Source organism: Arthrobacter sp. 1088 (assembly GCF_031455315.1).
GTDB lineage: Bacteria > Actinomycetota > Actinomycetes > Actinomycetales > Micrococcaceae > Arthrobacter.
Map to the genome: position 1 here is coordinate 1 of NZ_JAVDSM010000016.1, position 16,710 is coordinate 16,710.

12 protein-coding genes and 3 tRNA genes are annotated in these 16,710 nt (G+C 60.7%); 4 read left to right on the forward strand and 11 right to left on the reverse strand.

The annotated features are described in order from the left end of the window. Positions 1–144: 144 nt before the first annotated feature. A complete protein-coding gene (locus J2Y41_RS20290) occupies positions 145–1,011 on the forward strand; it encodes a hypothetical protein (RefSeq protein WP_309931217.1) in 867 nt (288 codons plus the stop codon). Between the two features lie 70 nt (positions 1,012–1,081). Further along, complete coding sequence (locus tag J2Y41_RS20295) at positions 1,082–1,888, forward strand: transglutaminase family protein (RefSeq protein ID WP_224164620.1); 807 nt, start codon at positions 1,082–1,084, stop codon at positions 1,886–1,888. A gap of 40 nt (positions 1,889–1,928) precedes the next feature. Here the strand turns inward: J2Y41_RS20295 and J2Y41_RS20300 are convergent, their stop codons facing one another. From J2Y41_RS20300 to bcp, 7 genes are all read right to left on the reverse strand, one after another. Then, positions 1,929–2,405 carry a MarR family winged helix-turn-helix transcriptional regulator gene (locus J2Y41_RS20300; protein WP_309931219.1) on the reverse strand — a complete coding sequence of 159 codons (477 nt, stop codon included), beginning with the start codon at positions 2,403–2,405 and terminating at the stop codon, positions 1,929–1,931. Beyond that, a complete protein-coding gene (locus J2Y41_RS20305) occupies positions 2,405–3,529 on the reverse strand; it encodes an LLM class flavin-dependent oxidoreductase (RefSeq protein ID WP_309931222.1) in 1,125 nt (374 codons plus the stop codon). The genes J2Y41_RS20300 and J2Y41_RS20305 overlap by 1 nt, the downstream gene beginning before the upstream one ends. Before the next feature lie 136 nt (positions 3,530–3,665). Further along, positions 3,666–6,881, reverse strand: a complete 3,216-nt coding sequence (locus tag J2Y41_RS20310) for an efflux RND transporter permease subunit (protein WP_309931224.1) — start codon at positions 6,879–6,881, stop codon at positions 3,666–3,668. A 66-nt stretch (positions 6,882–6,947) separates the two neighbouring features. After that, positions 6,948–8,453, reverse strand: coding sequence for a malate:quinone oxidoreductase (locus J2Y41_RS20315; RefSeq protein WP_309931227.1), 1,506 nt, complete (start codon positions 8,451–8,453; stop codon positions 6,948–6,950). Between the two features lie 79 nt (positions 8,454–8,532). Beyond that, complete coding sequence (locus tag J2Y41_RS20320) at positions 8,533–10,200, reverse strand: ABC transporter substrate-binding protein (protein ID WP_309931229.1); 1,668 nt, start codon at positions 10,198–10,200, stop codon at positions 8,533–8,535. Between the two features lie 243 nt (positions 10,201–10,443). Then, positions 10,444–10,525 (reverse strand) — tRNA-Leu (locus J2Y41_RS20325). A gap of 63 nt (positions 10,526–10,588) precedes the next feature. Further along, a complete protein-coding gene (bcp, locus tag J2Y41_RS20330) occupies positions 10,589–11,062 on the reverse strand; it encodes a thioredoxin-dependent thiol peroxidase (protein ID WP_224164614.1) in 474 nt (157 codons plus the stop codon). An 85-nt stretch (positions 11,063–11,147) separates the two neighbouring features. Here bcp and J2Y41_RS20335 point away from each other — a divergent pair, with 85 nt between their 5' ends. Then, the gene (locus J2Y41_RS20335; RefSeq protein ID WP_224164613.1) at positions 11,148–11,606 is read left to right on the forward strand and encodes a MarR family winged helix-turn-helix transcriptional regulator; all 459 of its coding nucleotides are present in this window, start codon (positions 11,148–11,150) and stop codon (positions 11,604–11,606) included. A gap of 147 nt (positions 11,607–11,753) precedes the next feature. Here J2Y41_RS20335 and J2Y41_RS20340 read toward each other — a convergent pair. The 4 genes from J2Y41_RS20340 to J2Y41_RS20355 all read right to left on the reverse strand — a co-directional run bounded on the left by J2Y41_RS20340 (position 11,754) and on the right by J2Y41_RS20355 (position 14,544). Next, a tRNA-Lys gene (locus J2Y41_RS20340) sits at positions 11,754–11,826 on the reverse strand. Positions 11,827–12,019: 193 nt separating this feature from the next. Next, positions 12,020–12,095 (reverse strand) — tRNA-Lys (locus J2Y41_RS20345). A 118-nt stretch (positions 12,096–12,213) separates the two neighbouring features. Further along, positions 12,214–13,416, reverse strand: a complete 1,203-nt coding sequence (locus tag J2Y41_RS20350; RefSeq protein WP_309931235.1) for a PQQ-dependent sugar dehydrogenase — start codon at positions 13,414–13,416, stop codon at positions 12,214–12,216. A 69-nt stretch (positions 13,417–13,485) separates the two neighbouring features. Continuing rightward, a complete protein-coding gene (locus tag J2Y41_RS20355; RefSeq protein WP_309931237.1) occupies positions 13,486–14,544 on the reverse strand; it encodes a hypothetical protein in 1,059 nt (352 codons plus the stop codon). Positions 14,545–14,773: 229 nt separating this feature from the next. On the opposite strand from J2Y41_RS20355, the gene ilvD reads away from it, so the two are divergent. Continuing rightward, the gene (gene ilvD, locus J2Y41_RS20360; protein WP_309931239.1) at positions 14,774–16,495 is read left to right on the forward strand and encodes a dihydroxy-acid dehydratase; all 1,722 of its coding nucleotides are present in this window, start codon (positions 14,774–14,776) and stop codon (positions 16,493–16,495) included. Positions 16,496–16,710: the final 215 nt, after the last annotated feature.

Below are 16,710 nucleotides of genomic sequence, written 5' to 3' on the forward strand. Positions count from 1 at the left end.
ATTGGACTCTAGACAAGCCCCACTCCACCCGGAGGTCTTCTTCATGTCACCAAACCACGCCGAGCGTCATCAACGTCCGTGGTCAATACACCTAGTACGCCGTCAAATCCCGTGTCGGACCTTCCCCGCCGATAAGCTGTGCGCATGAACGGCACTCCCTACCCCAACGGCATGACGGCGAAGCTTCGGTTCGGCGCATTGGTACTGGGTGCTGTCCTGCTGACAACTACCGCGGCCTGTTCCACTGAAAACAAGGGGCCACAGGTTTCCCAGACCTCCGGCTCCCATCCCAATGGTTCAGAGTCAGGCCTCCCGTCCCAAGGCTCCGGGTCGAAAAGCACGACGCCGCCAGGAGACGCCGTCTCCAACCCGCCGTCCGCGACACCCGGCTCAAGTGCTGCAACCAGCTCTGACCCGAGCCCGGCAGCCACGGCGTTGACCTGGAAGACCTACACGGATCCCGCCAAAAAAATCAGCTTCGAACTCCCCGGCGATTGGATTGCCCAGTCGGTCACGGCTCAAGCCGGCTCATTGCCCGGTGCCCTGAAGGTCGAAGTCAAAGATGGCGGGGGCCGATACATCGCGACCCTGCAGACAGGTCTGCCTCCTGCAGGTCCAATCTCCTGCCCCGCGGGCCAAAGCCATCCCTACGTTGTTATCAGCAGTGTGCCACTGGATGTTCCGCACTCCGATGGTTCGGACACCATTGATCCCCGCGTCGTTTTCCGCGTGATCCAGGGCTACAAATTCTTCGGATCCTATGGCATCACCAACATGGTGGCTGGCGCCGACGGGCATGCCTGCGAACTGAGGAACCGCGTTCAGGGGCCTGCCGGCAAGGGCGACTACTCTTTCGGGGATGTCACGGCGGTCCATGCCTTCGCCGCCGATGAAAAAGTAGCCCCCGCAAAGACTTTTGACACCTTGGACCTGGCCGCGAAGTACGTCGCCCACGATTCTGAATTCGCGAACGTCCAACGGATGCTACTGTCTCTGAAGGTCAATCTGTAGTCCTGCGGTTGGCTGATCCACACAACGGCGACATCGGGGGCTGTCCCGCCGCAACCCACCCCGGAGATCAATGGAACGCAACGTTGCTGCCAAGCTCGTTTTCAAGACTGTAGCCAACACGAAAGTGGCCATGGCCATTGCCGTGGCCAACAATCCGGGGTACGAGTCAGTGACGGAAACACTCTCCATCACTCTGGATGGGAACGAGATTCCTTTCGCTGAACTCAGCGACCATCACGGGGGCCGCTTCCAATATATGGAATTCGCGGAGCCCAGCGAAGTGACGGTTGACTACCAGGCAACGGTCCATGGCTTCGCAGAATGCGACACACCCTCTCCGATGGAACTCATCCGGTACGTCCGGCCGAGCCGCTACGCCGAATCTGATCGGTTGCTGCCCACCTCTTACGCCGAGTTCGGCAGCCTTGGCGGGGCCGAACTGCTCCACGCTGTCCGCGATTGGGTCAACGGAGAGCTTCGTTACGTCAGTGGGTCCTCACGAGGAACCGACGGGGCGGTGGAGACGCTTCTCCACCGCCGGGGTGTATGCCGTGACTTCGCCCATCTGGCCATCGCCCTGTTGCGGTCCAAGGATGTTCCCGCCCGCCTCGCGGCTGTGTACGCACCCGGTCTGAGCCCCATGGACTTCCACGCTGTGGCAGAGGCCTACATCGAGAATGAATGGCACATCATCGATCCCACGGGGCTGGCGCCCCGCGGGTCCATGCTTCGCATTACGGCAGGACGGGATTCTTCAGACACAGCCTTCTTGTCCACTGTAGGTGGCAGCCTGTCGCTGAAGACCCTCAAAGTCAGTGCATCAGTCAACGGTGAGCTCCCAATGGAGGATCCACGGCAGCTCGTCCGCCTGCGCTGAGATAACCTGCGCTGAAATTAACCTGCGCAGGGTGGCAGGCTTACCCGTGCGTCCCCTGGTGTCCTGACACCGAGGCCCGCAGCTTCTCCGTCAGCCGCAACAGCTCGCGCTGCTCCTCCACAGTCAGCGCCGGCCCCACGAGTTGCGCAATATCACGCACGTGTTCCCGGCCAATTGTTTTTTGCAGCTCGCTGCCTGATTCGGTCAGGGACAGCAGCACTCCACGGCCGTCGTCGGGCGCTGTTGTCCGTTCCACCAAACCGCGCTTCTCCAGACGGTCCACCAAACGGCTCAGGCTGGACTGGCTCAGCAGCACTTTGTCATTGATCTCGTTCAACCGCAGCTGGCCCGAAGGGCATCGCGAGAGCGTGAACAGGACGTCGTACTCCTTCACGGGCAGTGATTTGAACGCAGGACCTGATTGAAGTTTCCGCATCACCGCCACCTGGGAGCGGAACAGCGACTCCCAGGTCTCGGCCGCGAGGCGAACGGCGGATGACGCCGAAGGGCTGGACATCAGGCCTCCTGACCCGGGGCTCCAGCTGGAGCAGACTCGTTGACGCTGGCCTCCATGGCGGCAGCAACGCGGGAAGCATGCGTCGGCGCGTCCGGCACGGTGGCCGGCTTCAAGGCAGCATATTCCTTGCGGAGCACGGGAAGGACTTCCTCGCCGAAGAGGTCAAGCTGCTCCAGTACGGTCTTCAGGGGCAAACCTGCGTGATCGATCAGGAACAACTGCCGCTGGTAGTCGCCAAAGAACTCACGGAAGGTGAGCGTCTTCTCGATGACTTCCTGCGGACTGCCCACGGTCAGGGGAGTCTGTGAGGTGAAGTCCTCCAAGGAAGGGCCGTGGCCGTACACCGGCGCGTTGTCGAAGTAGGGGCGGAACTCCTTGACGGCGTCCTGGGAATTCTTCCTCATGAAGAACTGGCCACCCAATCCCACGATTGCCTGGTCGGCCGTGCCGTGCCCATAGTGCTCGTAGCGCTCGCGGTAGAGGCCGATCAACTGCTGGTAGTGCTCCTTGGGCCAGAAGATGTTGTTGGCGAAGAAGCCGTCGCCATAGTAGGCAGCTACTTCGGCGATCTGCGGCGTGCGGATTGATCCGTGCCACACGAAGGGGGCAACGCCGTCCAAGGGGCGCGGTGTGGACGTGAAGTTCTGCAGTGGTGTGCGGAACTTGCCCGACCAATTGACCGTATCCTCATCCCACAACTTGCGGAGCAGGCTGTAGTTTTCGATCGCGAGCTCGATCCCGTCCTGGATGTTCTTGCCGAACCAGGGGTATACAGGAGCTGTGTTCCCGCGCCCAAGCACCAGATCTACCCGGCCATCGGAGAGATGCTGCAGCATCGCGAAGTCCTCGGCGATCTTGACCGGGTCATTCGTGGTGATCAGGGTTGTGGCCGTGGACAAGGTGATGCGCTCGGTCTGGGCTGCGATGTAGGCCAGGGTGGTGGTGGGGGAGGATGAGAAGAAGGGCCGGTTGTGGTGCTCGCCAATGGCATAGACATCCATGCCGATTTCTTCAACCTTTTTGGCGATGGCAACCGAGGCCTTGATGCGTTCGTTCTCCGTGGGCGTGCGGCCCGTGGTGGGGTCAGTGGTGATGTCACTGACGCTGAATACGCCGATCTGCATGATGTGCCTTTCTCCCTGCCCGTGGTGCCGGGCTCTGTAAACAGTGTATCCCAAACTAGATGCATTTGCATGTATCACTGCCTGTAACAGGACAGGGCCGGGAATTGTTCCCGGCCCTGTTGGCTGTGATGCGGCGCTACTCCGCGGGGTTGTTTGCCGCCCGGCGTCCGGTAACGCGGGGCACCATTCCAGTGGTCCAATCGGCGAAGTCGTCCTTGCCGTTCCCGCCGTTTCCCGGACCGGGTGTGACTTCGGGACGGTGTTGCAATTGCTTCAGGAGTTGTTTTTTCTCCCGGCGTCCCTCCACCAGCTTGTAAAGGACGGGGACCAGGATGAGTGTTAGCGCCGTCGAGGACACCAGGCCACCGATCACGACGATTGCCAGCGGCTGCGAAATGAAACCACCGCCACCAGTGAGGCCCAGGGCCATCGGAGTCAGCGCGAACACCGTGGCCAACGCCGTCATCAGGATGGGGCGCAGGCGCTGACGGGCACCGTGGGTAATGGCATCAGCCACGTTCATGCCCGGCGTGCGGTTGTGGGGTTTGCGGTACTGGTTGATGAGGTCGATCAGCACGATTGCGTTGGTGACCACGATGCCAACAAGCATCAGCATGCCAATCAGCGATGGCAAACCCAGCGGAACGCCCGTAGCCAACAGCAAGCCCACAGCGCCCGTGGCAGCGAAGGGGACGGAAACCAGGAGGATCAGCGGCTGCACCAACGATTTGAAGGCGGCCACCATGATCACGTAGACGATCGCGATCGCGGCCAGGAGAGCCAGGCCAAGTTGCCGGAAGGACTCCGCCTGCTGCGTCGTGGCACCACCGATCGCGGCAGTGACGCCGGCAGGCAAGTCAACGGACGCCAACCGCTTCTGAACTTCCGTGCTGACGCTGCCAAGGTTGGACCCCGACGGCGTCACCGTCACCTTCGCGGTCCGCTGGCCGTTGCTGCTGGTGATGGACACCGGCGTATCGACTTGTTCCACGGTCGCGATACTCTCCAGCGACACAGGACCACGCGGCGTCGGAAGTGGCAGTGCGCGTACCGCCACGATGCTGGTAAAGCGCGTTCCCTTTCCAATCTGGACGGGGTAGTCGTTGGTCTCGATGCGTACCGTACCTGCCGGAACCGGGCTGACGGTCGACGCCAGGAAAGCCCCCACCTGCTCCTCCGTCAGACCGGCGGCCACTGCCTTCGCACGATCCACGCGCACTTGGACCACGGACTGGTTCGCGGCGAGGTTAGTAGACACCTCGGTGCTGCCGGGTACGTCCTGCATCGCCTTGACCATGGTGTCACTTGCAGGTTGAAGATCAGCGGAATTGGCGGCCTTGATGGTGATGTCCACCGTCGATGATGTGCCAAATCCGCCCTGCTGGGAACCCACACTGATCTTGCCCGCTGCACCCTGGAGCTTGGAGCGGACATCATCCTGAAGCTTCTTCTGGTTCGCTTTCTCGTCCGTAACGATCGTGAAGGTCGAGTTGGAGGAACCAGTTGACGTTAGCGCGGCGAAGCCGGACTGGGCGTTACCGGACGTCACCTGGACGTCCTTGATGCCCTCCATGCCCCGGAGCGTATCCTCCACCTTGGTGGCTTCAGCGCTGGTGGCCTCCAGGCTCGTTCCTGCGGGAAGGACCTGGCGCACTGTCATGCTGTTCTCGCCGGATCTCCCCAGCAGGTCCGTGGCAAGCAGCGGCGATACCGCGACCGTCGCCACCAGCACCAAGGCCGCCGCAGACAAAGTAAGGACGGGGTGCTTCTGGGTCTTCGCGAGGATAGGCAAATAACCCCGCTGGAGCCGGCTGCGCTGCTCGGCCTCCCGGGCCTTCGCAGCAGCCTCGTTGCGCGTGATTGATGCTTCGGCATCCTGGCGGGGCGAAGGAAGGAACCAGTAAGCCAGGACTGGAACGATCGTGAGGGAAACCAGCAGGGATGACAACAGGGCGATGGTTACCGTCAGGGCAAAGGGCCGGAACAACTCGCCCGCGAGGTCCCCAACGAAGGCGATGGGCAGGAAGACAGCCACTGTGGTCAGGGTGGACGCAGTGATAGCGCCGGCAACTTCCCGGATGGAGGTCAGGATGGCGGCCAGCTTGTGCTCGCCATAACTTAAGTGCCGCTTGATGTTCTCGATCACCACGATCGAATCATCAACCACACGGCCAATGGCGATGGTAAGCGCACCGAGAGTAAGGATGTTCAACGAGTAGCCCGCGGCGGAAATGCCGATGAACGTAATTAAGAGGGAAAGCGGGATCGACACTGCGGTAACCAGCGTGGACCGCACGGACATGAGGAAGACAAGGATGACAGCGACGGCAAATCCCAGGCCAAGGAGCCCTTCGGTGGTGAGGTCCTTGATGGACTTCTCTATGAAGGGAGCCTGGTCGAAGACTGGCGTGAAGGCAGCGTTGTTCCCCAACTCTGCTTCCATCGGCGCAAGTGCGTCCCGCACCGCGTGCGAAATCGCCACAGTGTCGCCTTCGGGCTTCTTGGTGACTGACAGCGCCAGCGTTGGCTTGCCATTCGTGCGCGTGATGGACGTGGCGGCATCGTCCTCGATGCTGACATCAGCCACAGTTCCGATGGTGGCGGAATCCTTGGCGCCGGATATCGGCAAGCCCTTAATGACGTCAAGGGAATCAACCGGGCTGCCCAGTTGCAGGGACAGGGTTTTGCCCTGGTCCTCTATGGTGCCCACAGGAACCAGGGCACCGTTGTTCTTCAGTGCGCTGCTGATCGACTGGATGGACGCACCCTTCGCCGCAAGATCGGCAGGGCGGGGCTGGATCAGGATGTGCTGCTTGGAGCCGCCAGTCAGATCGGCGCCGCGTACGCCGTCGATTTTTTGCAGTCGGGGAACGCTCAAGCGCTGGAGGTCGGCATTGAGTTCGCTGAGCGGTTTGTCAGAGGAGACAGCCAGGAACACGATCGGAAAGTCACTGATGTTGCCGGCAATGGATTGAGGTTCGACGTCGGCCGGAAGCACGCGTTTGGCGTTGGATATCGCGCGGTCGATCTGGTTCCGTGCACGGTCAAGGTTGGAGCCGTACGTGAACACCATGGTGATCTGCGAAACACCATTGCGGGATGTGGAGGTAGTGGACTCAAGTCCCTCGACGCTGTTCAGGGCCGTCTCAAGGGGCCTGCTCAGCTGCTTGTCCACCACTTCGGGAGAAGCGCCCGGCATGGAGGTAATGACGGTGATCTGCGGGAACTCGATCGACGGAATAAGTTCCTGCTTGAGCGAGCCCATGGTGATCACGCCGAACACCGCCGCAAAGACGGTGATCAGCGCGATCAGGGCACGGTTTCCCAGGGACAACGTGGCCAGGCGGAACATTGCATAGTCTCCTGAGATCTACGGAATAATTCGGCTGACGGGAACCCGGCCGCAGCCCCGGCCGGCCTAGCCCTGGAGGGCGTTGGCCACTTCCAATTGCAGCGACCGTGCAGTGCTTGCCTCAAGCTCGGCGGCAAGCTCCGGGTTCTCGTTAAGCTTCACGCCATAGCCCGGCATCATGTCCTTGAGCTTGGACTGCCAACCCTTGAAGTTCTTGGGGAACGTCTTCTGCAACAGCTCAATCATGATCGGAACAGCCGTGGAAGCTCCCGGAGACGCACCCAAAAGGGCGCCGATTGAACCATCACGGGACGCGATGACCTCAGTACCGAACTGCAGTATGCCGCCCTTTTGCGGGTGCTTCTTGATGATCTGGACGCGCTGGCCTGCAGTGATCAGCTCCCAATCAGCGCCAACGGCCTCGGGATAGTACTCACGCAAGGACTCCACCTTCGCCTCGTGGCGCTTGGCTACCTCTTTGATGAGGTAAGCAGTGAGGTCCATATTGTCCTTGGCCACCGCCAGCATCGGAATGATATTCCCCGGGCGGATGGACAGCGGAAGGTCCAGGTAGCTGGAGGTCTTCAGGAAGTTCGTGGAGAAACCAGCGTACGGCCCAAAGAGGAGTGAACGCTTGCCCTCAACAAACCGGGTATCCAGGTGGGGGACGGACATGGGTGGGGCGCCAACGGACGCCTGGCCATATACCTTGGCGCTGTGCTGGGAGGTGATGGACTCGTCCGTGCAGCGGAAGAACTGGCCGGAGACGGGGAATCCGCCATAGCCTTTGCTTTCCGGGATGCCCGAGGCTTGAAGCAGGTGCAGTGCGCCACCACCGGCGCCCACGAAGACGAACTTGGCGTGGATGCGGCCGTGCTCACCTGATTTGGGGTGTTTGAGGGAAAGATCCCAACCGCCACCTGATGCACGATGGATGTTGGTGACGTCGTGGCCAAAGTTGACCTCGGCGCCGGTGGCCCGCAGGTAGCCGGTCAGTTCACGGGTCAGGGCGCCGAAATCGACGTCGGTGCCTTCCGCCGCGCGGGTGGCTGCAACGCGCTGCTTGCGGTCCCGGCCCTTGACGATCAGGGGTGCCCACTTGGCGATCTTGTCCTGGTCCTCGGTGTATTCCATGCTGCGGAACAGCGTGTTGGGCTTGAGGGCCTCGTACCGGGTCTTCAGGAAGTTCGCGTGATCGTCGCCGATGACGAAGCTCATGTGCGGAACAGTGTTTATGAAGCCCTTGGGGGAGCCAATGACATTGCTGTCCACCAGATGGGACCAGAACTGACGCGAAAGTTGGAACTGCTCATTGATGTGGATGGCCTTGGAAGGATCCACAGAGCCGTCTTTGGCCGCGGGGGAGTAGTTAAGCTCACACAGCGCAGCATGTCCGGTGCCGGCGTTGTTCCATGGTCCGGAGCTTTCGAGTCCCGCTTCTTCGAGTCGTTCAAAGAGGGAGATGGTCCAGGTGGGTTCGAGTTGCTTGATGAACGCACCAAGGGTGGCACTCATGATTCCGCCGCCAATAAGGACGACGTCGGCATGTTGAGTCTTGGAAATGAAGGTCACGATCAATCTCCGTTAGCGGCGGCACTGGCTGTCACAGAATATCCCCGGGCAGACGCAATACTGAAATTACAGGGAATCGTCAAGGCTTTAAGCGGACGTTTGTGAAAACTTCGTTGAGGACAGGTGAAGCGGGATAGCTTTCCACCTTGTCGGACAGGGCAAGCGCCGAGATGGGGAAGGCTATGGGCACGGCCGGTACGGAGGCCGCTATCTCGGCATTGACGGACTGGTACTGGGTATTGCGCTCATCGCCATCGGGCAGGGCGCGGGCCCGCTCGATCTTGTGGAAAACTTCCGAATCCGTATATCCGAACTCACCCCTGGCCTCTCCGAAAAGCGGGCCCAGGAAGTTGTCAGCGTCCGCATAGGAGCCATTCCAGCCCAGGAGGTGCAGGGCGTGATCGCCAGGGGACTGCACCTTTTGGAGATAGCCATCCTCCCAGTCCACGGGAACCGGCTTGATATTGATGCCTACGGCAACGAGCTGGCGGCTGATCTCGGCGTAGATCTTCTCCGGGGTGGGCATGTAGGCCCGTGTGGCGTTGAGCGGATAGTAGAACTTCAGTTCCTCGCCTTTGTACCCGGCCTTCTCCAGCAGCTCCTTCGCCTTCTCCGGGTTGTATCCCAGCGACGGGGCATTGTTGTTGAAACCGCTGAGCTTCGGGGGAACAAATTGAGAAGCTTGTGCCGTGTTGTCTATGAAGAACCTGCGGATGAGCGATTCCTTGTCAATAGCCATCTCGATGGCTTGGCGGACTTCCAGCTTGTCCAAGGGTGCAACCGCCTGGTTCATGCCGAGGTACATCACCGAGAACGGGTCACGCTGGATGATCTGGACACCCTTTTTGACCAGTTGATCAAAGGTTCCGGATGTCACCAGATCGTAGGCGTCGATCTTGCCGTCCAGGAGCGCTTGCTGGCGCGTTTCGGCGTGGTCGTAAGGAATGAAGTTGATGACGGCGATTTGGCCCCTGTTGCCCCAGTAGCCCTTATAGCTGGTCAACGTGATCTTGTGTTCGTCCCAGGCAGTGAATGCGTAAGGGCCTGTCCCCACCGGATGGCTGGCGTAGGCGGACACCGCCTGGCCATTTTGCGCCTTGTCCAGGACGTTGGCCTTCTGTCCTTCCAAAGCGGCGGGGGAGGATATGGCAAAGGCGGGAAGCGTCAGGGCCTGCAGGAAACCTGTGAAGGGCCGGGTGAGGTTGATCTGGACGTTGCTGGCGGAAACAACCTTGCAGTCCTTGAAGATCGAAAACACGGGCTCGTCCGAATAGGCCTTGAAGACGCCTTGGAATGAGATCCCGGGCGCTTGCTTCCTCAGGTCGGCGGGAAACGTAAACCAGCGGTTGAAGTTGGCGCAAACGGCAGCGGCATCAAACGGCGTTCCATCATGGAAGGTTACTTTTTCACGCAGCTTGAAGTCGTAGCTCAGCCCGTTGTTGCTGTCTTTCCATTCCGTGGCGAGGAGGGCAGTAGTCTGCCCCGTGGTGCCGTCGACGCCTACAAGTCCCTCAAGGACCTGGCGGGTCACGCGGTATGACTCCGAATCTGCTGTCATTGCCGGGTCGAGGCCCAACGGCATGGATGCCGTACCGAAATTAAACGTAGCCGTCGGCTCCGCAGCTGCCGTGCTGCTTGCCGATGACGACGCTGCAGGCCCAGGCGTTCCGGTACATGATGCCAGTCCCAAAATCACGAGGACTGCCGTGAACAGTATTCCCAGCCGCCGTATCTTGCTGCTTGCCACTCTTGTCCCCTCAAGCCGGTCGGAAGTGCTGTGGCCGGCTTCGGCCAGACCGCATTCCAGTCTAGTTGAACGCCCCCGGTGCCGGTTCAGGCGTGTTGCGGGCATGGTCCCCGTCTGCTTGAGGAAAGAACACCCCCGGTCCGAATGAAATGTTCAGCGAACCGGGGGCGTTTCAGAATCCGTGGTTCTTCACCACTGTGTTGCTGTCGTGTTGCTCCAACTGCTGTGTTGTTACCTCTGCTGTGCGCAAGGGGGGACTTGAACCCCCACGCCCGAAGGCACAGGAACCTAAATCCTGCGTGTCTGCCAATTTCACCACTCGCGCTGGCTGGCCACTGGACTGCCCTGTGGGCTGACCGGAGCCTTCTTCCGGCCTCCAGTGTACCCGCTACTTGTCGAGTTTGAGGTCGCGGCGAAGCTTGGCGACGTGCCCAGTGGCTCTGACGTTGTACTGGGCCAAATGGACCTTTCCGTCCGGATCCACCACGATCGTGGAACGGATGAGGCCCATGTAGGTGCGGCCATAATTCTTTTTCTCGCCCCAGGCGCCGTAGGCATCGGCCACCGAATGCTCTGCGTCCGAGAGTATGCGGAACGTCAGCTGTTCTTCCCCCGCAAACTTGGCCAGTGCTTTCACCGGATCTGGAGAGACTCCCACTACTTCATAACCCGAAGTCTGGAGGGACGCGAGGTTGTCCCGGAAATCACATGCCTCCTTGGTGCAGCCGGGCGTAGATGCTGCCGGATAAAAGTAGACAATGACTTTCCGTCCACGGAAGTCGGAAAGACTGACGTTGTTGCCATCTTGGTCTTGAAGAGTGAAGTCCGGGGCTACATCACCGGGAATAAGACGTTCCGCCATAATTTGCTCCTTGCTAACGTTCGCGACTCCCCAGCTTAGTGGCCGGAAGCAACGGCGACAGCTTCCACACGCATATACTGGCGGCATGCCAGATATGGAGAGATGGCCCACCACGCGATTGCTTTCAACAGCTGCGCGACTCGTGGAAATCTCATGGAATGAAAAATTGAAGAACATCGGACTGACGCATGCCGGCGTGATCGCCATGGAAGTCCTTGCTGCGAAAGGGCCCATTACGCAGGCTGCTTTGGCTGAAGTTGCCAGGGTCAAGGCGCAGACCATGGGCACTACTCTTGCACGGCTTGAGCTGCACGGGCATGTCAGCCGCCAGCGCAGCGACTCGGATCGCCGCAGCCACGTTGTGACGCTCACGGACGCCGGTTCTGCAGCTTTGGCCGAAGCTGTGCGGCTTGAGCAGGACGTGCTGGCCCTGGTTGAGGTCGACACCGCCAGGCTGCGCGACGAACTCAAGATCGTCGTCCGTGGCCTCGCCGGAATACCCGCGCTTGACCGTTCGGTGGGGGACGCCAACCCGCCGGTTTGAACCCGACCCGCCCGAACGTGACCAGGTCAAGCTGACTCATTCCCCTGAGCCACGCCGGTAAGGAATTTCCCGGCATGGGAAAGCAGGAAAAGCCAAAGCAGGAAAGGCTCCGGATCGTAGCAACGATCCGGAGCCTTTCCTATTCTGTGCACCCCCCGGGACTCGAACCCGGAACCCATTGATTAAGAGTCAATTGCTCTGCCAGTTGAGCTAGAGGTGCAGCTATTGTTTCGGTCAAAACGAAGGAGTCATATTCTCCGTGACGTCCGCAACGACAGATAACTCTACACCACTTTTTGAGGGCTGCTAACCAGAATTAGCCCGGCGTGATGCATTCCACGAAGAGTGGTGTTCCAGCGCAACAAAGCAACGAAAAAAGGCCTTGGAGTGAATATCACTCCAAGGCCTTCCCTTGGTGCACCCCCCGGGACTCGAACCCGGAACCCATTGATTAAGAGTCAATTGCTCTGCCAGTTGAGCTAGAGGTGCAGCTGTTGATTTCGACCATACCCGGGGGCTTTTGTTCCCTCAGCGATCTCCGCAACGACATGTAACTCTACACGACTTCGGCGGATGAGGGAAATCGGCGGCGCCGGGCGTTGTAGGTTCACGAAGACGCCCTCAAAATCAGCGCAAAATCAGGGTTTCTGTTGTTGCTGAGGACCCACAGGGTCCCGTCGGGAGCCTTGGCGACATCCCTTAGGCGACCATACTCGCCTGTGAAGTAAGCCACAGGTGAACCCGCATTGTCGCCGTTGAGCGGGATGGCCCAAAGCCGTTGGCCGCGAAGGGCGCCCGTGTAGGCCACGCCGTCGGCAATTTCCAATCCGCTGGGTGACGCGTCAGCGGTTGAAGGCCAAACAACCTTGGCATCAATGAACCCGCTGCGGCCCGGGGCGCCCGTCACTGTGGGCCAGCCGTAGTTGCCGCCAGCGGTAATCAGGTTCAGTTCGTCGTCCACGTCCGGACCAAACTCACTGGCCCATAACCTCCCCTCACTGTCCCATGCCAAACCCTGCACGTTCCGGTGTCCGTAGCTATAGACGGGGTTGTCTCCGAACGGGTTGCCCGGAGCAGGGCGTCCGTCAACAGTCAGCCGGAGGATCTTCCCGCCCAATGCGTTTGTATCCTGGGGTTGTTCCCGGCGCTGCGAATCGCCGGTGCCCACATAGAGGAAGCCGTCAGGACCAAAACGGATCCGGCCGCCGTTGTGGGTTGAAGCCTTTGATATGCCGGAAAAGACCACGTCAGGGTCGCCGAGCCTCAAAGTGCCTCCCGGCTCTTCCGACAAGCGCATTCTGGCGATCCGGTTGTCCGTGGCTGACGTGAAATAGGCGTAAAGCCAGCGGTCACTGGCGAAGGCGGGAGACAGGGCAAGGCCTAGAAGCCCACCTTCGCCACCATGATCGACGCCGGCAACCTCACCGATGGTCGTTGTCCTGCCGTCACGAATGCTTTTGACCTGGGCCGAATCGCGTTCTGACACGATGGCTGTGCCGTCCGGCAGGAAGACGACGGACCACGGCAGCTGCAGGCCGGCGTCGAGCTTTTGCTGTACCTCCAATTTTGGTGGAAAAGCAGGTGGCACCAACCCGGAGGTGGAGCCCGTCCCGGGCGACACGGGGACACTGGAGCGGATGGAGCCGTCAGGGGTGGCCGCGGAACCTGGCGACGACGGACTACCCGTGCAAGCCGCCAGCAGGGCCGCCAGTAAAAAAGCGGCCGGAAACAGCACTGCGGCCCGGGTGGGCACCAACCGGCAGAAACCGTTGGCGGGTTGGTCGCCAGCATTTGCTGCATATCTGCCCATATCGCTCTCCCACGAACGATTCCCGGAAGTGAGTCCGGTTACCTGCGGAGCACTCAGTACCTGTTCCGTTCAGTGCCTGTTCCGCGGAGGAGGGCGGAACCCGGCCGCTTCCGCATGCGCGGCGGATTCGAACCACACATCCGCGGTTGCTTCGGCGTAGCCGGCGGTATCTTCATCGTGATAGGTCATCGTTGTAGCGTTGGCCTTCACCGGGTAGCCCTCGGGGCCAGTGCCGTCTGCCGCGGCTCCTGCAGAGCCAACCCCATAGGGATGCTCTGCGGCGAGATGGCCCGTTGCTGCCGTTGAATCGTCGTCGTCCGTTTCAGCAGCCGCGGTTTCCGCTCCCGCCAGCGTGGCCGAGTGTTGATCCGTGTATTCGTGATGGTGGACCACTGCGCCGCTTGCATCCGTCCACGAGGATTCCCACTCAGCCTTATCGGCTGCGTTGGCGTCTGCGGCGTTGGCCGCTGACCCGTCCACCTTGGGCGCGTCGTCGGCGCGCGTCACATCATCCGCGGTCACTCCCTCAGGGGATGCGGAAACGGGGGATTCAGAAACCGATGGTTCGGAAACTTCCGGCTCAGAGGCTGCGGGCACAGAAACTGCGGGCTCGTCCGCCCTGTGTACAGATGCCGGTGTTCCGGCAGCCTCCCAGTCATCGACATCCCCGGCAGTGACCTGTGCATCCGTGTCCACCACTGGTTCATCGACTACTGGCTCGTCGAGCTCAGGCGTTTCAACGACAGGTTCGTCCACCGTCTGTCCGGCGTGGGCTTCGGTTTCGACGCGCGATTCCATACTGGATTCGACGGGGCCGCTGCCCTCAGCCGCTGCCTTCCCCATATTCGTGACCCCAGCCAGGCCCGCCACGCCAGCCACCGCCGCTGCCGTATCCGGCATCGACATCGTGTCGCTGGGTTCCATTGCGGCGGGTGGGGCAGTGCCCGGCCGTCCGGGAGCCCCGGTTCCAGCGGCAGTGGTTCCAGCGGCAGTGGTTCCAGGGGCAGTGGTTCCAGAGGCAGTGCCCAATGGTGCAGTTGAGGAATTCCTGGCGTTGTTGCGGCTCAGGAGCCACCAAACAATCGCGACGATCAGCACAATAACAATGACCCAAATCAACCAGTCCATGGTGAGGCCCTTCTGCTCACAGGGTGCAGTTAGTGGTATTTCCGACGTTACGTGGCTGCAAATGGGGTGTCCAGCGTTTAGGGGCCTTCCAGCCCCGGTTGTGATGCAGTTGGCGACTTCACGGAAATGGCCGGTTTTCCGTCGGCGGCGAGGAAATATTCTTCTCTTCGTGCTTAATCCGGGTCGAATACGTCGTGGGCCGCTTCCGCTGACACATAGACTTTGGTCCATGAGCGACGCCACCCGAATTGCGACAGATACCAAACCGGACATCAAGCCCCGCAGCAGGGTCGTAACCGACGGAATTCACGCCGCACCCGCGCGTGGCATGTTCCGTGCTGTGGGGATGGGGGATGACGACTTCGCCAAACCGCAAATTGGTGTCGCCAGCTCGTGGAATGAAATTACCCCCTGCAACCTTTCCCTCAACCGTCTTGCGCAGGGCGCCAAGGAAGGGGTCCACGCCGGTGGTGGATTCCCTATGCAGTTCGGCACCATCTCCGTCTCGGACGGTATTTCCATGGGTCACGAGGGCATGCACTTCTCGCTCGTTTCCCGTGAGGTCATTGCCGACTCTGTCGAAACCGTGATGCAGGCAGAGCGCATTGATGGCTCGGTTCTCCTGGCTGGTTGCGACAAGTCCCTTCCCGGCATGCTCATGGCTGCTGCCCGGCTGGACCTCGCCTCCGTCTTCCTCTATGCCGGATCGATCATGCCCGGATGGGTCAAGCTCGAGGACGGCTCGGAGAAGGAAGTCACGCTTATTGATGCCTTCGAGGCTGTCGGCGCCTGTGCAGCAGGCAAGATGAGCATGGAGGACCTCACCCGCATCGAAAAAGCCATTTGTCCCGGCGAAGGCGCCTGTGGCGGTATGTACACGGCCAATACGATGGCATGCATTGGCGAGGCGCTGGGCATGTCCCTCCCGGGTTCGGCCGCCCCGCCATCGGCAGACCGCCGTCGCGATGACTTTGCACGCAAGTCCGGCGAAGCCGTGGTGAACCTGCTTCGCCTGGGAATCACTGCACGCGACATCATGACCAAGAAGGCGTTCGAAAATGCCATCGCCGTCACCATGGCGTTCGGCGGATCCACCAACGCAGTCCTGCACTTGCTCGCCATTGCCCGCGAAGCCGAGGTTGAACTGACCCTGGATGACTTCAACCGCATCGGCGATAAGATCCCGCACCTCGGGGACCTAAAGCCTTTCGGCCGCTATGTCATGACTGATGTGGACAAGATCGGCGGCGTGCCGGTCATCATGAAAGCGCTTCTCGACGCCGGGCTGCTGCACGGTGACTGCCTTACCGTTACGGGCAAGACGCTCGCCGAGAACCTCGCCTCGATCAACCCGCCGGACCTTGACGGCAAGATCCTTCGGGCACTGGACAACCCCATCCACAAGACCGGTGGTATCACCATCCTGCACGGCACCATGGCTCCGGAAGGGGCTGTGGTGAAGAGCGCCGGCTTCGACGCCGACGTCTTTGAGGGCACGGCACGCGTTTTCGAGCGCGAGCAAGGGGCCCTGAACGCACTCGACAACGGTGAGATCCACAAGGGCGACGTCGTGGTCATCCGCTATGAAGGCCCCAAGGGTGGTCCGGGCATGCGCGAGATGCTTGCGATCACCGGCGCCATCAAGGGCGCCGGACTGGGCAAGGATGTGCTGCTGTTGACCGATGGCCGCTTCTCCGGCGGTACCACCGGTTTGTGCATTGGCCACGTTGCGCCTGAAGCGGTCGACGGCGGTCCCATCGCCTTCGTCCAGGACGGCGACCGCATTCGTGTTGACATCGCGGCACGTTCATTCGACCTCCTGGTGGACGCGGCGGAGCTTGAAGCCCGCAAGGTTGGCTGGGAGCCCCTGCCGGCGAAGTTTACGAAGGGCGTTTTGGCCAAGTATGCAAAGCTGGTCCACAGCGCGTCCACGGGAGCTTACTGCGGCTGATGCCTGTACCGGACTCCCGGGCCTTTGGCGGGGGAGTCCGGTAGGCGGACACCACTGTCCATATGGTGAGATACGATGGTGGTCAATTGACACGTATCTCACTTAGAGGGAACACTGAACGCATGATCTCATTCGTTACCGTCGGCGTCGTCGTACTTACCAAGCGCGTGGCTTAGCCCGACTGGTAACGAACTGTCACGCGCAACCCCTCGAAA

Bases quoted from the DNA above. Each gene is read 5' to 3' on its own strand.
- J2Y41_RS20290 (WP_309931217.1), top strand. From the start codon at position 145: ATGAACGGCACTCCCTACCCCAACGGCATGACGGCGAAGCTTCGGTTC.
- J2Y41_RS20295 (WP_224164620.1), top strand. From the start codon at position 1,082: ATGGAACGCAACGTTGCTGCCAAGCTCGTTTTCAAGACTGTAGCCAAC.
- J2Y41_RS20300 (WP_309931219.1), bottom strand. From the start codon at position 2,405: ATGTCCAGCCCTTCGGCGTCATCCGCCGTTCGCCTCGCGGCCGAGACC.
- J2Y41_RS20305 (WP_309931222.1), bottom strand. From the start codon at position 3,529: ATGCAGATCGGCGTATTCAGCGTCAGTGACATCACCACTGACCCCACC.
- J2Y41_RS20310 (WP_309931224.1), bottom strand. From the start codon at position 6,881: ATGTTCCGCCTGGCCACGTTGTCCCTGGGAAACCGTGCCCTGATCGCG.
- bcp (WP_224164614.1), bottom strand. From the start codon at position 11,062: ATGGCGGAACGTCTTATTCCCGGTGATGTAGCCCCGGACTTCACTCTT.
- J2Y41_RS20335 (WP_224164613.1), top strand. From the start codon at position 11,148: ATGCCAGATATGGAGAGATGGCCCACCACGCGATTGCTTTCAACAGCT.
- J2Y41_RS20350 (WP_309931235.1), bottom strand. From the start codon at position 13,416: ATGGGCAGATATGCAGCAAATGCTGGCGACCAACCCGCCAACGGTTTC.
- J2Y41_RS20355 (WP_309931237.1), bottom strand. From the start codon at position 14,544: ATGGACTGGTTGATTTGGGTCATTGTTATTGTGCTGATCGTCGCGATT.
- ilvD (WP_309931239.1), top strand. From the start codon at position 14,774: ATGAGCGACGCCACCCGAATTGCGACAGATACCAAACCGGACATCAAG.